Annotated in this window: 13 protein-coding genes; 8 read left to right on the top strand and 5 right to left on the bottom strand. The window is 73.6% G+C overall.

Annotation, left to right across the window (positions count from 1 at the left end; translation table 11 throughout):
* The first annotated feature begins 42 nt into the window (after nucleotides 1–42).
* The 3 genes from B6R96_RS08915 to argF all read left to right on the top strand — a co-directional run bounded on the left by B6R96_RS08915 (nucleotide 43) and on the right by argF (nucleotide 2,989).
* Nucleotides 43–549 carry a hypothetical protein gene (locus B6R96_RS08915; RefSeq protein ID WP_237291382.1) on the top strand — a complete coding sequence of 169 codons (507 nt, stop codon included), beginning with the start codon at nucleotides 43–45 and terminating at the stop codon, nucleotides 547–549.
* Between the two features lie 46 nt (nucleotides 550–595).
* Nucleotides 596–1,822: an arginine deiminase gene (locus B6R96_RS08910; RefSeq protein ID WP_081522186.1), complete on the top strand. Its 1,227-nt coding sequence runs from the start codon at nucleotides 596–598 to the stop codon at nucleotides 1,820–1,822.
* Between the two features lie 147 nt (nucleotides 1,823–1,969).
* Nucleotides 1,970–2,989, top strand: coding sequence for an ornithine carbamoyltransferase (gene argF / locus B6R96_RS08905; protein ID WP_081522185.1), 1,020 nt, complete (start codon nucleotides 1,970–1,972; stop codon nucleotides 2,987–2,989).
* A gap of 35 nt (nucleotides 2,990–3,024) precedes the next feature.
* Here argF and B6R96_RS08900 read toward each other — a convergent pair whose 3' ends face one another.
* Nucleotides 3,025–3,453 carry an ATP-binding protein gene (locus B6R96_RS08900; RefSeq protein ID WP_030386138.1) on the bottom strand — a complete coding sequence of 143 codons (429 nt, stop codon included), beginning with the start codon at nucleotides 3,451–3,453 and terminating at the stop codon, nucleotides 3,025–3,027.
* A gap of 211 nt (nucleotides 3,454–3,664) precedes the next feature.
* On the opposite strand from B6R96_RS08900, the gene B6R96_RS08895 reads away from it, so the two are divergent.
* Together B6R96_RS08895 and B6R96_RS08890 are read left to right on the top strand one after the other, a co-directional pair.
* Nucleotides 3,665–4,492 carry an enoyl-CoA hydratase family protein gene (locus B6R96_RS08895; protein WP_030386137.1) on the top strand — a complete coding sequence of 276 codons (828 nt, stop codon included), beginning with the start codon at nucleotides 3,665–3,667 and terminating at the stop codon, nucleotides 4,490–4,492.
* A 4-nt stretch (nucleotides 4,493–4,496) separates the two neighbouring features.
* The gene (locus tag B6R96_RS08890) at nucleotides 4,497–6,773 is read left to right on the top strand and encodes a bifunctional salicylyl-CoA 5-hydroxylase/oxidoreductase (protein WP_081522184.1); all 2,277 of its coding nucleotides are present in this window, start codon (nucleotides 4,497–4,499) and stop codon (nucleotides 6,771–6,773) included.
* A gap of 20 nt (nucleotides 6,774–6,793) precedes the next feature.
* On the opposite strand, the gene B6R96_RS08885 is transcribed toward B6R96_RS08890, so the two are convergent.
* The 4 genes from B6R96_RS08885 to B6R96_RS08870 all read right to left on the bottom strand — a co-directional run bounded on the left by B6R96_RS08885 (nucleotide 6,794) and on the right by B6R96_RS08870 (nucleotide 10,671).
* The gene (locus B6R96_RS08885; protein ID WP_081525037.1) at nucleotides 6,794–7,201 is read right to left on the bottom strand and encodes an SgcJ/EcaC family oxidoreductase; all 408 of its coding nucleotides are present in this window, start codon (nucleotides 7,199–7,201) and stop codon (nucleotides 6,794–6,796) included.
* Nucleotides 7,202–7,284: 83 nt separating this feature from the next.
* Nucleotides 7,285–8,124, bottom strand: a complete 840-nt coding sequence (locus B6R96_RS08880) for a GNAT family N-acetyltransferase (protein WP_081522183.1) — start codon at nucleotides 8,122–8,124, stop codon at nucleotides 7,285–7,287.
* A gap of 81 nt (nucleotides 8,125–8,205) precedes the next feature.
* Nucleotides 8,206–9,006: a PaaX family transcriptional regulator gene (locus tag B6R96_RS08875; protein WP_030386133.1), complete on the bottom strand. Its 801-nt coding sequence runs from the start codon at nucleotides 9,004–9,006 to the stop codon at nucleotides 8,206–8,208.
* A 9-nt stretch (nucleotides 9,007–9,015) separates the two neighbouring features.
* Complete coding sequence (locus B6R96_RS08870) at nucleotides 9,016–10,671, bottom strand: AMP-binding protein (RefSeq protein WP_053177320.1); 1,656 nt, start codon at nucleotides 10,669–10,671, stop codon at nucleotides 9,016–9,018.
* A gap of 145 nt (nucleotides 10,672–10,816) precedes the next feature.
* Between B6R96_RS08870 and B6R96_RS08865 the strand changes: the two genes are divergently transcribed.
* From B6R96_RS08865 to B6R96_RS08855, 3 genes are all read left to right on the top strand, one after another.
* Complete coding sequence (locus tag B6R96_RS08865) at nucleotides 10,817–11,962, top strand: acyl-CoA dehydrogenase family protein (RefSeq protein ID WP_081522182.1); 1,146 nt, start codon at nucleotides 10,817–10,819, stop codon at nucleotides 11,960–11,962.
* On the top strand, nucleotides 11,959–12,357 hold the full coding sequence (locus tag B6R96_RS08860) for a RidA family protein (RefSeq protein ID WP_030386130.1): 399 nt from the start codon (nucleotides 11,959–11,961) through the stop codon (nucleotides 12,355–12,357). The genes B6R96_RS08865 and B6R96_RS08860 overlap by 4 nt, the downstream gene beginning before the upstream one ends.
* A 188-nt stretch (nucleotides 12,358–12,545) precedes the next feature.
* Nucleotides 12,546–13,298, top strand: coding sequence for a VanZ family protein (locus B6R96_RS08855; protein ID WP_081522181.1), 753 nt, complete (start codon nucleotides 12,546–12,548; stop codon nucleotides 13,296–13,298).
* Nucleotides 13,299–13,306 lie beyond the last annotated feature (8 nt).

The following is a 13,306-nucleotide window of genomic DNA, read 5'->3' as shown; positions in this document are numbered from 1 at the left end:
GAATGTCCGCGACCCTGGAAGGACGGAACGTCACCTATGAAGATGACCGCGCGCGGAAGCATTGCGGCACTCATGACCTGTATGGCCGCGGCCGGCGCGGCCACCCCGGCCGTGGCCCAGTCGGTGCCGGTCGGTGTCCCGCTCGACGCCGTGAAGACCACGCTGGGCGTGGACACCCCGCGCGTGGGCACCGGCGTGCCGGTGCCGGTCGTGGGAGCGCCCGAGGCGCCCCGCTTCCACAAGGGGAACATGCTCCCGACGCCCCTGCTCCCGTCGGTCCCGCTCGGCACCGAGCTCGGCAGCACCCTCGTCACCTCCCCGGTGCCGAACCTGCTGGGCAAGCCGGAGACGGACGGCGAGGGTTCCGTCGAGGCGCCGGCCACCGACCTGCTCGCCCGGACCCCCGGGCTGGTCGCCGGCGGCCTGCTGACGATGCCGGACGCCTCCAACTCCGGTGTGCCGAACCTGGTCGCGCCCGAACTGGGCCTGACCGCCCCGGAACTCACCGGCGCCCCCTCGGCACTTCTCGGCCTCGCCACCCCCCGCTGAGCGGACGCCGGGTCAAAAAGCCGTTCGGTCTGGGAATGTGTACGTCATGGGATTCCATGTCGACTCCGAGACCGGGCGGCTCCGCCGCGTCATCCTCCACCGGCCCGACCTGGAGCTGAAGCGGCTCACACCGAGCAACAAGGACGCGCTCCTCTTCGACGACGTGCTGTGGGTGCGCCGGGCCCGCCAGGAGCACGACGGATTCGCGGACGTGCTGCGGGACCGGGGCGTGGAGGTCCACCTCTTCGGGGACCTCCTGTGCGAGGCCCTCGACATCCCGGAGGCGAGACACCTCGTCCTGGACCGGGTCTTCGACGAGAAGGAGTACGGGCCGCTCGCCACCGACCACCTGCGGTCGGTCTTCGACGGGCTGTCCTCGGCCGATCTGGCGGAGGCGCTGGTCGGCGGGATGACCAAGCGGGAGTTCCTGGAACGGCACGCCGAGCCGGTGTCCGTGCGCTTCCACGCGCTGGACCTGGACGGCTTCCTGCTGGGCCCGCTGCCCAACCACCTCTTCACCCGGGACACCTCCGCCTGGATCTACGACGGGGTGTCCATCAACGCGATGCGCTGGCCCGCCCGGCAGCGCGAGACGGTCCACTTCGAGGCGATCTACAAGCACCACCCGCTCTTCACCACCTCCGGCGCCTTCCACTACTGGTCGCAGGGGCAGGCGGACTACCCCTCGACCATCGAGGGCGGGGACGTGCTGGTCATCGGCAACGGCGCCGTGCTGATCGGGATGAGCGAACGGACCACCCCGCAGGCGGTGGAGATGCTGGCCCGGGGCCTGTTCGCGGCCGGTTCGGCGAAGACCATCGTGGCGCTCGACATGCCGAAGTCGCGGGCGTTCATGCACCTGGACACGGTGATGACGATGGTCGACGGAGATACGTTTACTCAGTACGCGGGGCTCGGCATGCTCCCCTCCTACACGATCGAGCCCGGCGGCGGCCCGCACGAGCTGAAGGTCACCGACCACCCCGAGGACCACATGCACCGGGCCATCGCGGGGGCGCTCGGCCTGGACTCGATCCGGGTGCTGACCGCGACGCAGGACGTGCACTCGGCGGAGCGCGAGCAGTGGGACGACGGGTGCAACGTGCTGGCCGTGGAGCCGGGAGTGGTGGTGGCGTACGAGCGGAACGTGACGACGAACACGCACCTGCGCAAGATGGGCATCGAGGTCATCGAGATCCCGGGCAGCGAGCTGGGGCGGGGCCGGGGAGGACCGCGCTGCATGAGCTGCCCCGTCGAGCGGGACGCCGTCTGACGCGGGCCGGGTCCGGGGGCGGGGCCCCGGGCCCGGGAGGGCCGACGGGGCCCGGAGCGGTTTCTGGGCAGGCCCGGTCTGTATATCAATACAGAGGATCGTATAGACTTCCAGCATCCCCTGTCACCGTGACGCTGGAGCGACCCCATGGCCACCGACCTCGCAGGCCGCAGTTTTCTCAAGGAGCTGGACTTCACGGCCGCCGAGTTCCGCAGCCTGATCGCGCTCGCCGCCGACCTGAAGGCGGCCAAGAAGGCCGGGGTCGAGCAGCGTCTGCTCCGGGGCAGGAACATCGCCCTGATCTTCGAGAAGACCTCGACGCGGACCCGCTGCGCCTTCGAGGTCGCCGCCGCGGACCAGGGCGCGCACACCACGTACCTCGACCCCGCAGGCTCCCAGATGGGTCACAAGGAGTCGGTCAAGGACACCGCGCGCGTGCTGGGCCGGATGTTCGACGGGATCGAGTACCGGGGTGACAGCCAGCAGGCCGTCGAGGAGCTCGCCGCCCACTCGGGCGTCCCCGTCTTCAACGGCCTCACCGACGACTGGCACCCGACCCAGATGCTGGCCGACCTGCTCACCATGACCGAGCACACCACCAAGCCGCTGGAGCGGATCGCCTTCGCCTACCTCGGCGACGCCCGCTTCAACATGGGCAACTCCTACCTCGTGACCGGTGCGCTGCTGGGCATGGACGTACGGATCGTCGCGCCCCGCTCCTACTGGCCCGCCGAGTCGGTGGTGGCCGCGGCGCGGGAGCTCGCGGCGGAGAGCGGCGCGCGGATCACCCTGACCGAGGAGGTCGCCGAGGGGGTCGCCGGGGCGGACTTCGTCGTGACCGACATCTGGGTGTCCATGGGGGAGCCCAAGGAGGTCTGGGACGAGCGGATCGCGGCCCTGTCGCCGTACGCGGTGACCATGGACGTGCTGCGCGCCACCGGGAACCCGGACGTGAAGTTCATGCACTGCCTGCCGGCCTTTCACGACCTCGGCACCAAGGTGGCCCGGGAGATCCACGAGCGGCACGGGCTCGAATCCCTGGAGGTGACGGACGAGGTGTTCGAGTCGGAGCACTCCGTCGTCTTCGACGAGGCCGAGAACCGGCTGCACACCATCAAGGCCGTACTCGTCGCCACGCTCGGCCGGCCCGGCCGCAGTGACGCATAGTCATACGCAGGGTCGGCTCCGCGGCGTGCTCCGGGTCATGCCCCGGCGGGGCCGGTCCGCTGTGCGGGCAGGGTGAACCACACGGCCTTGCCGTGCGGGGTCGGGCGGTGCCCGCAGTCGGAGCTCAGGCTCCGGATCAGCAGCAGTCCGCGGCCGTGCTCCTGCCAGGGGTCGGGCCGGTCCGCTCCCGGGCGTGCCGACAGGCCGCCGGGCGGGTTCGGATCGCCGTCGTGGACCTCGACCTGACAGCCGTTCGCCAGCAGTTCCACGACCAGCTCGATCGGGGCGCCGGAGCGGGTGTGCGCCACGGCGTTGGCGACCAGCTCCGCCGTCAGGAGCTCCGCGGTGTCCCGGTCGGCGGGTGCGTCGGTGTCGGCCAGCGCCGTACGGACGAGGGCGCGGGCGAGGGGTACGGCGGCCGCCGTGTGGGGCAGGGCGATCCGCCAGGCGGAGGTGTCGGGCAAGGAGGACCATCCGTTCCGGGTCGGGTGTCGTTCGGGGTCGAGGCCGGGGTCTTGGTCGGGTCGGTCGGCGGGGGAAGTGAACTACCGGTTTCAACGATACGAAGTCGAATTCTGATCCCGTGCGGCACCCCGGCAGCACCGCGACGGCCGACCGGACGAATATGTCGCGCTTCTGTGACGGCAGTCACGATCTGGTGATACCTTCGGTGGTGTGAGCCCCTTCACCGGTTCCACTCCAGCGACCGAACGGTGGCACCACCTCCGGGTCACCCGGCAGGACGGCGTCGCCACCGTCACCTTCGACCGCCCCCAGAAGCTGAACGCGCTCACCTTCGGCGCCTACGCCGACCTGCGCGATCTGCTCGGCGAACTGTCCCGCGAGCGATCCGTGCGCGCCCTCGTCCTGGGCGGCGAGGGACGCGGCTTCTGCTCCGGAGGGGACGTGGACGAGATCATCGGCGCCACCCTCGCCATGGACACGGCCCAGCTCCTCGACTTCAACCGGATGACCGGCCAGGTCGTGCGCGCCATCCGCGAATGCCCCTTCCCGGTGATCGCCGCCGTACACGGGGTGGCCGCCGGAGCCGGCGCCGTCCTCGCGCTCGCCGCGGATTTCCGGATCGCCGACCCCACCGCCCGCTTCGCCTTCCTCTTCACCCGCGTCGGCCTCTCCGGCGGGGACATGGGCGCCGCCTACCTGCTGCCCCGCGTCGTCGGCCTCGGCCACGCCACCCGGCTGCTGATGCTCGGAGAGCCCGTACGCGCCGCCGAGGCCGAGCGGATCGGCCTGCTCAGCGAGCTCACCGAGGAGGGCAAGGCCCACGTACGGGCCGCCGAACTCGCCGCGCACCTGGCCGCGGGACCCGCCCTCGCCCACGCACAGACCAAGGCGCTGCTCACCGCCGAGCTCGACATGCCGCTGGCCGCGTCCGTGGAACTGGACGCCAACACGCAGGCCCTGCTCATGCACGGCCAGGACTACGCGGAGTTCCACGCGGCCTTCACCGGGAAGCGGGCGCCGGAGTGGAAGGGCAGGTAGCCACATGACTCCTGGTGCCATGCGGGTCGCCGTCGTCGGCGGGGGACCGGGAGGGCTGTACGCCGCCGCGCTGCTGGCCCGCCAGGGCCACCGGGTGGAGGTCTGGGAGCGCAACGCCCCGGACGACACCTTCGGCTTCGGCGTGGTCCTCTCCGACGAGACCCTCGGCGGCATCGAGCGGGCCGACACCGTCGTCCACACGGCCCTGAGCGCGGAGTTCGTGCGCTGGGACGACGTGGACATCGTGCACCGGGGGCGGCTGCTGACCTCCGGCGGCCACGGCTTCGCGGCCATCGGGCGGCGCCGGCTGCTGGAGATCCTGCACGAGCGCTGCGCCGGGCTCGGCGTCCGGCTCCGCTTCCGCTCCGCGGCCCCGGCCGCCGCCGAACTCGCGGCCTCCTACGACCTGGTGGTCGCGGCCGACGGGGTGCACAGCGCCATCCGGGAGGCGGACGCGGCGCACTACGGCCCGACGCTGACGAGCGGACGCTGCCGCTACATCTGGCTCGCCGCCGACTTCGCCTTCGACGCCTTCCGCTTCGAGATCGCGGAGACCGAGCACGGGGTCATGCAGCTGCACGCCTACCCCTACTCGGCCGACGCCTCCACGGTGATCGTCGAGATGCGCGACGAGGTGTGGCGGGCCGCCGGCTTCGACCTGTGCGACGAGAACGAGTCGGCGGCCCGCTGCGCCAAGATCTTCAGCGAGGCCCTGCGCGGCCGCCCGCTGCACGGCAACCGCTCCACCTGGACCCGGTTCCGTACCGTCGTCAACACGCGCTGGTCCCACGGAAATGTCGCGCTCCTCGGCGACGCGGCGCACACCGCCCACTTCTCCATCGGGTCCGGGACCAAACTGGCCGTGGAGGACGCGCTCGCCCTCGCCGAGGCCGTGGGCGCCGCACCGGGCGATGTCCCGGCGGCCCTCGCCGCGTACGAGGCCGCACGCCGCCCGGCGGTCGCCAGCACCCAGCGGGCGGCGGCCGCGAGCCGGCACTGGTTCGAGGAGATCGCCGGATACGTGGACCAGCCCGCCCGGCAGTTCGCCTTCAACCTCCTCACCCGCAGCCGCCGGGTCACGCACGACAACCTGCGGCTGCGCGACGAGCGGTTCACCCGGGCCGTCGAACGGGACTTCGGCTGCCCCGCGGACGAGCCGGACGAGCCGGACGGGGCGCGGACCCCGCCGATGTTCACCCCCTTCACCCTGCGCGGGCTGACCCTGCGCAACCGGGTCGTCGTCTCGCCGATGGACATGTACTCGGCCGAGGAGGGCGTACCGGGCGACTTCCACCTCGTGCACCTGGGCGGGCGGGCCCTCGGCGGGGCCGGCCTGGTGATGACGGAGATGGTCTGCGTGTCCGCCGAGGGCCGGATCACCCCCGGCTGCACCGGCCTCTACACCCAGGAGCAGGCGGCGGCCTGGAAGCGGATCGCCGACTTCGTCCACACCTCCGCGCCCGGCACGGCCCTCGGCGTCCAGCTCGGCCACGCCGGCCGCAAGGGCTCGACACGGGTGATGTGGGAGGGCATGGACGACCCGCTGCCGGAAGGGAACTGGCCGCTGGTGGCCGCCTCCGCGCTGCCCTACCGGCCCGGCGTCTCGGCGCTCCCGCGCGCCCTCGGGCGCGAGGACCTGACGGCGCTGCGCTCCGAGTTCGCGGCCGCCGCCGTCCGCGCCGCCGACTGCGGATTCGACCTGCTCGAACTGCACTGCGCCCACGGCTACCTGCTCTCCGGCTTCCTGTCCCCCCTGACCAACCACCGCACGGACGAGTACGGCGGCTCCCTGGAGAACCGGCTGCGCTTCCCGCTGGAGGTCTTCGACGCGGTCCGCGCGGTGTGGCCCGAGGACCGCCCGATGACGGTCCGCCTCTCGGCCACCGACTGGGCGCCCGGCGGCACCTCGCCCGAGGAGGCGGTGCGGATCGCGGCCGCCTTCGCCGACCGCGGCGCGGACGCCATCGACGTCTCGACGGGCCAGGTCGTCGCGGACGAGGCCCCCGAGTACGGGCGCTCGTACCAGACCCCGTACGCAGACCGGATCCGCAACGCGCTCGGCGTCCCCGTCATCGCCGTCGGAGCCATCTCCTCCTGGGACGACGTGAACTCCCTGCTGCTGGCCGGCCGGGCCGACCTCTGCGCGCTGGGCCGCCCGCACCTCTACGACCCCCACTGGACCCTGCACGCCGCCGCGGAGCAGTCCTACGCCGGACCGGCCGCGCCCTGGCCGGCCCCCTACCGCGCGGGCAGCCGCACCCCACCCACGGGCCGCGGCTAGGCCGCCCGCTCCCGCACGCACTAGCCCTTTCGGACCTGGGTGTTCTGGCAGACGGTCAGGAGCCAGCGGCCGTCGTCCTGCTTGGTCATCACGTACGTCGGGACGCCCTCGTCCCCGGGGCCGTCGGCCGAGAGGTAGACCTGGCTGACCTTGACCGCGGCCACGTCCGGGCGCAGGAACTGGAGGTGGGTGACGGTGTAGCTCACCCGGCCGTCCCAGCTCGCGCCGGGCAGGACCGCGCGGGTGAACTCGGAGATGGCGTCGAGGCCGATGAGGACCTTGCCGGCGCCGGTGGTCCACAGGGCGTCGGGGTGGAACAGGGAGAGGAAGGCATCGGGGTCCTTGGCCTGCTGGGACGCCTCGACGGCGGCCACCACCTGGTGGATGGCCTCGATGTCGGCGGTCCGGGCTGCGCTCTGTGTCGTCATGCGGAACACGATCCGACCTCAAGCGCCCTTGAGGTCAAGACCCGGCTCGTGACCGGGCGCCGGGCCCCGCCGGGCCCGGGCCGTCACACCGGGATGATCTCGGCGCGGTCCTCGACCGGGGCGTAACCCAGGCGCAGGTAGATGCCGTTGCTCGTGGGGTTGGCCAGGTCCGTGAACAGCAGCACCTCCGTGGCGCCGGCCGCGTACGCCGCTTCGCTCGCCGCGTGCGTGATCCCGGCGGCGTAGCCGCGCCCGCGGTGCTCGGGCGGGGTGTAGACCGGGCCGACGCGGGAGGCCGAGCCGATCGTGCGGGAGAAGGCGGCCAGGGAGACGGGAGCGCCGGCGTGCTCCCAGAGCAGGAAACCGCCGTAGGAGATCCGGTCGCGGAGGAAGGTCTCGGAGGCCTTGCCCGGAACACCTGCCTCCGCGTTGAAGGCCGTGATCCACTCCAGCAGCAGCGGCAGGTCCGCCTCGGTGGCGGGCCGCGCCCTCCCGGCCGGGGCGGGGTCAGGGGCGACCAGGCCGGCCAGCCGGTACAGGCGCAGCTCCTCGGCGACCCGGGTGGGCCGCCCCCAGGCCTCGGCCAGCGTCTGCGCGTCCGGGCGGAGGGCGTTGAACCCGTGGGCCGCGGCGAGCAGCGGCTCGGTGGCGAGCGCGGCCCCCAGCGCACGGACCGCCTCCTCGGGCAGCACGGCGAGGACCACCGGGTAGGGCGGGGTGCACAGCAGGCCGCCGGCGACCGTGCCGTCGGGCCCGGTCCACCAGCCGAAGAAGGGGGTGTCGTCGCCGTAGGCGCCGGATCCGCGCCGCAGCAGGGAGTCCGTCACCGTCAGCATCAGGGTGTTGGAGACGGGCCGTGCGGCCACGGCCGGTCCCGCGGCGCTCACGTAGGCCGCCAGGTCGGTGGTGAAGGTCCAGGTCATGGCCCATCCTGGCCCGGCGTGCGGAGCCCCCGCACCCCGTTTTCCACCGCCCGCCCGGCGGCCGGGCCGTCCGCCGGCCGGTCACGGTCGCGCGAACAGGGCCCCGTTCCGGCGCAGCCGCTCGTGCAGCTCGGAGAAGACGGCCGCCGCCCGGTCGCCCGGCCAGCCCGCCGGGAGCAGCTTGCGCGGCAGGCCAGGGTCGGCGTACGGCAGCCGGCGCCAGGTGTCCAGCGCGAGCAGGTAGCCGCGGTAGGCCTCCTCCGGGCTCGGCTCCGGGCCCGACTGCAGGGCGCGCAGGACCGGTTCGTGCGCGTCGAGGAACTCCTCGTGCTGCTTGGCCAGGGCCGCCAGGTCCCACCAGCGGGCCACCGCCTCGGGGGTCGGGGCGAAACCGAGGTGGGCCCCGCGGAACAGCTCCACGTACGGGGTCAGGTGCAGCCGCTCCAGGGTGTGCACGGTCTCCTGGTACAGCCGGGCCGGGGCGATCCACACGCCCGGTGCCACCGCGCCGAAGCCGAGCCGGCCCAGCCGCGAGCGCAGCAGATGCCGTTTGCTGCGCTCCTGCTCCGGGACGGAGAACACCGCCACCAGCCACTCCTCCGACAGCTGCGGGCTGCCGTAGATCCGCCGGTCACCGTCGTCCAGCAGCTGCCGCGCCTCCTCGGAGAGCCCGTACGCCGCGGAGCCGTCCGCCGCGCGGCCGGGCACCAGGAAGCCGCGCCGCTTCAGCCGGGACACCGACGAGCGGACCGACGGGGCGTCCACGCCGGCCGCGCCCAGCAGGCGGATCAGCGCGGACACCGGGACCGGGCCCTCGAAGGCCCGCCCGTAGGCTCCGTAGAACGTGACGATCAGGGATCGCGGGGTGTGCTGCTCGACCACGGGTTCACTCTAGGCCGTCTCTTGCGGATCTTGCCGGGCGCCGGGATCGCGCAGCCGGAAGCGCTGCAGTTTGCCCGTCGCGGTGCGGGGGAGCGCGGGCAGGAGGACGAAGGACCGGGGGCACTTGTGCGGGGCCAGCTCCGCCCGCATGAAGGTGCGCAGGATCTCGTCCGTCAGCACCGCACCGTCGCGTGCCACGGCGTACGCCACCACGATCTGCCCGCGCCGTTCGTCCGGGAGGCCCACCACGGCCGCCTCCGCCACGTCCGGGTGGCGCAGCAGGGCCTCCTCCACCTCGGGGCCCGCGATGTTGTAGCCCGCGGAGATGATCATGTCGTCGGCCCGGGCGACGTAGCGGAAGTAGCCCTCCGGATCGCGTACGTACGTGTCACCGGTCAGGTTCCACCCGTCCTGTACGTACTCCCGCTGCCGCGGATCGGCCAGGTAGCGGCAGCCCACCGGGCCGCGCACGGCCAGCAGCCCCGGCTCGTTGTCCGGGACCGGCCGGCCGGCCCGGTCCACCACCCTGGCCTCCCAGCCCGGGACCACCCGGCCCGTCGTACCGGGCCGGATGTCCTCGTCGGCGGCGGAGATGAAGATGTGCAGCAGCTCGGTCGCCCCGATGCCGTTGATGATGCGCAGCCCGGTGCGCTCGTACCAGGCCTGCCAGGTGGCGGCGGGCAGGTTCTCGCCGGCCGAGACGCAGCGCCGCAGCGCCGACAGGTCGTACATGCCCACGTCGTACGGGCCCAGGGCGTCCAGCATCGTGCGGTAGGCGGTGGGCGCGGTGAACAGCACCGTCACCCGGTGCTCCGCGAGCGCGGGCAGCAGCCGGCGCGGGACCGCCTCCTCCAGCAGCAGTGCCGAGGCCCCGGCCCGCAGCGGGAAGACGACCAGCCCGCCCAGGCCGAAGGTGAACCCGAGCGGCGGGCTGCCCGCGAAGACGTCGTCCGGGCGGGGCCGCAGCACGGTGCGGGAGAAGGTGTCGGCGACGGCGAGCAGGTCCCGGTGGAAGTGCATGCAGCCCTTGGGCCGTCCGGTGGTCCCGGAGGTGAAGGCGATCAGGGCGACGTCGTCCGCGGAGGTCGGGGCGGCCGGGAACGGCTGCGGATGTCTCTCGGCCAGCCGGAGCAGATCGTCCGGGGAGCTGCCCCCGTACACGGTGATCCGCAGCCCCGGCACCTCCGCCTTGACCAGGTCGTCCAGTACGTCGGCGTGGCACAGCGCGTGCCCCACCCGGGCCATCGCGCACACCGTGGCCAGCTCCTGCGCGCGCTGCTGGGGCAGTACGGTGACCGCCACCGCGCCCGCCTTCATCACCGCGAGCCAGCAGGCCGCGAGCCAGGGGCCGGTGGGCCCGCGCAGCAGCACCCGGTTGCCGGGGACCACGCCGAGGTCGGCGGTGAGGGTGTGGGCGAGGCGGTCCACGCGCTCGCGCAGCCCGCCGTACGTCCACACCTCGCCCGACCCGCTGCGGAAGGCCGGGCGGTCGGCGCCCGCGGGACCGAACCGCTCGATGGTGGCGTCCAGCAGCTCGGCCCCGCAGTTCAGGCGGTCCGGGTAGGCCAGTTCGGGCAGATCGAAGACGAGCTCCGGCCAGGTGTCCGCGGGTGGCAGATGGTCGCGGGCGAAGGTGTCGGTGTGAGCGGAAGGCTTGAGGTCCAAGGCGGGTGGCCCCCTTGCAGCGGTCCGGGGTGGGGTGGAGCCGGCCGTGCGGTAGTTCCCCCAGCCACCGCTGGAAGGTCCTTCCAGGAGCGTATCGTGATGGTGACGGCAGTCAACAGGACGCGATAGATGCGGGGATGTTCGGATGACCGGATTCGCGCTCGGGGTGGACCAGGAGGAGTGGTGCGGGCAGTTGCGCGCACTGGCGGTGGAGCGGCTGAGGCCGCTGGCCGAGAAGGGGGAACCGGGGCGGGTCAACCGGCCGCTGCTCGCGGCGCTGGGTGAGCTGGGCCTGCTGGAGCGGGTGTTCGCCTCGGGCGCGCTGGACCTGTGCCTGTTGCGGGAGTCCCTCGCCTACGGTTGCACGGAGGCGGAGACGGCGCTCGCCCTGCAGGGGCTGGGCGCCCACCCGGTCCTGCGGGCGGGCAGCGAGGCGCAGCGGGAACGGTGGCTGCCGCAGGTACGGGCCGGGCGGGCGGTGGCGGCCTTCGCGCTGAGCGAGCCGGGGGCCGGCTCGGACGCGGCGGCGCTGGCGCTGGCGGCGACGCCGGACCCGGGGGGCGGGGCTGCGGGCGGGGGCGGTTGGCGGCTCAACGGTGAGAAGTGCTGGATCTCCAACGCCCCCGAGGCGGATTTCTACACGGTGTTCGCCCGAACGGGCGAGGGGCCGGGCGCGAAGGGGATCTCGGCCTTCCTGGTCCCGGCGGACCGCCCGGGACTGTCCGGCGCGGCCCTGGACATGCTCTCCCCGCACCCCATCGGCTCCCTCGCCTTCGACGGGGTGCCGGTCGGCCCGCGGGACCTGCTGGGCGAGCCGGGGCGGGGCTTCCGCGTTGCGATGGACACGCTGAACCTCTTCCGGCCGAGCGTCGGCGCCTTCGCGGTGGGCATGGCCCGGGCCGCGCTGGACGCGACGCTCGCGTACACGGCGGACCGGACCGCCTTCGGCGGAACGCTGAGCGACCTCCAGGCCGTGGCGCACCGGGTGGCCGAGATGGCCACCCGCACGGAGGCGGCCCGGCTGCTGGTCTACGCGGCGGCCGGGGCCTACGACCGCGGGGCGGGGGACGTCCCGCGCCGGGCGGCCATGGCGAAACTGCTGGCCACGGAGACGGCCCAGTACGTGGTGGACCACGCGGTCCAACTCCACGGCGCGGTCGCCCTCCAGCGCGGCCACCTGCTCGAGCACCTCTACCGGGAGGTACGGGCACCACGGATCTACGAGGGGGCCAGCGAGGTGCAGCGCACCATCATCGCGAAGGAGCTGTACGGGGCGGTGGCGGCGCGATGAGCCTGGACCGGATCAACCCGGCGGAGCTGTCGCCCGCGACGGGCTTCTCGCACGCGGTCGCGGCCACCGGCACCCGGCTGGTCTTCCTGGCGGGCCAGACCGCACTGGACGGCGCGGGCAAGGTGGTCGGCCAGGGCCTGCCGGAGCAGTTCGAGATCGCCCTCACCAACCTGCTGACGGCCCTGGCCGCGGCGGGCGGCACCCCGGCGGACCTGGCCCGGGTCACGGTGTACGCGGTGGACGTGGCGGCGTACCGCACCCACGCGGCCGAACTGGGCCGCATCTGGCGGCGGGTCGCGGGCCGCGACTACCCGGCGATGGCCGTCATCGGCGTGGTCCGCCTCTGGGACGACCAGGCCCTGGTCGAACTGGACGGCACCGCGGTCCTCCCCTGACCCCGCCCGAACACCGCCCGGCCACCCCGCCGCTGCCCACACGCGGCGGCCCATCTGCCGTGGCGCGTACGGTAGGTGGCGGACGGGCCGGCCCGGGCGGACGGGGCGGACCGGACGGTCGCCGTGTATTGCGGGCGTATCGAAAACCGCATACGCCCCCGCAACGGGCCCGCGTTTCCCATGGGGGCATGAACCACACTGCATTCCCCTCGCCGCCGCCCCGCCGCGCGGGCAGGATCCTGCTCCTCGGCCTGGCGCTCCTGGCGGCGGCGAGCGCCCTGTTCGTGCTGCGGCGGCCGCTCATGATGTCCGCTCCGGCGTGCATGGCCGGGCGCTGGCACGGCTGCCTCGACACCTTCAACGGTGTGGTGCTCATGACGCTGGTCACGCTGCCGGTGGCCGTGCTGGTGGCGTGGGTACTGGCCCGCCGCCGCCGGGCCGTCGCGGGCACGTCGGCGTGGCGGATGTCGCTGGCCGAGGTGGGCATGGTTCACGGGACGGTGCCGTTCGTGTGGATGACCATGACGCCGGGCGGCGGGGCCGGCATCGTGCCCGCCCGGGTGAGCCTGGTGCCGCTGCGGGACCTGGCGACGATGGGGCCGCTCGGCATCGGCGGCAATCTGCTGGTCCTCGCGGCGCTGGGGTTCTTCGCCCCGATGCGGTTCGCGGCCCTGGCGTCCGTACCGCGGATCCTGGCGCTCGGGGCGGGCAGCTCGGCCCTGATCGAAACCGCCCAGTACGTCCTGCAGCTGGACCGGGTGTCGTCGGTGGACGACGTGCTCGTCAACGCCGCGGGCGCCGTCCTGGCCGGGCTGGCGTCGCGCCGCTGGTGGCGCACCACGGCGCAGGACCCGAGCGGTATGTCCGGCGTGTCCGGCGGGTCCGGTGCATCCGGAGTGTCCGCGTCCCCGCATGCGTCGGCCGCCGGCCGTGCTGCTTAGGCTGCGGA

The organism is Streptomyces sp. Sge12, assembly GCF_002080455.1.
Taxonomy (GTDB): Bacteria; Actinomycetota; Actinomycetes; order Streptomycetales; family Streptomycetaceae; genus Streptomyces.
This window is presented reverse-complemented; position numbering and strand designations above follow the sequence as displayed.

Coding starts and splice junctions, on each gene's coding strand:
- B6R96_RS08860 (WP_030386130.1), top strand. CDS start 11,959: ATGAGCCTGGACCGGATCAACCCGGCGGAGCTGTCGCCCGCGACGGGC.
- B6R96_RS08910 (WP_081522186.1), top strand. CDS start 596: ATGGGATTCCATGTCGACTCCGAGACCGGGCGGCTCCGCCGCGTCATC.
- B6R96_RS08865 (WP_081522182.1), top strand. CDS start 10,817: ATGACCGGATTCGCGCTCGGGGTGGACCAGGAGGAGTGGTGCGGGCAG.
- B6R96_RS08855 (WP_081522181.1), top strand. CDS start 12,546: ATGAACCACACTGCATTCCCCTCGCCGCCGCCCCGCCGCGCGGGCAGG.
- B6R96_RS08890 (WP_081522184.1), top strand. CDS start 4,497: ATGACTCCTGGTGCCATGCGGGTCGCCGTCGTCGGCGGGGGACCGGGA.
- B6R96_RS08885 (WP_081525037.1), bottom strand. CDS start 7,201: ATGACGACACAGAGCGCAGCCCGGACCGCCGACATCGAGGCCATCCAC.
- B6R96_RS08880 (WP_081522183.1), bottom strand. CDS start 8,124: ATGACCTGGACCTTCACCACCGACCTGGCGGCCTACGTGAGCGCCGCG.
- argF (WP_081522185.1), top strand. CDS start 1,970: ATGGCCACCGACCTCGCAGGCCGCAGTTTTCTCAAGGAGCTGGACTTC.
- B6R96_RS08915 (WP_237291382.1), top strand. CDS start 43: ATGACCGCGCGCGGAAGCATTGCGGCACTCATGACCTGTATGGCCGCG.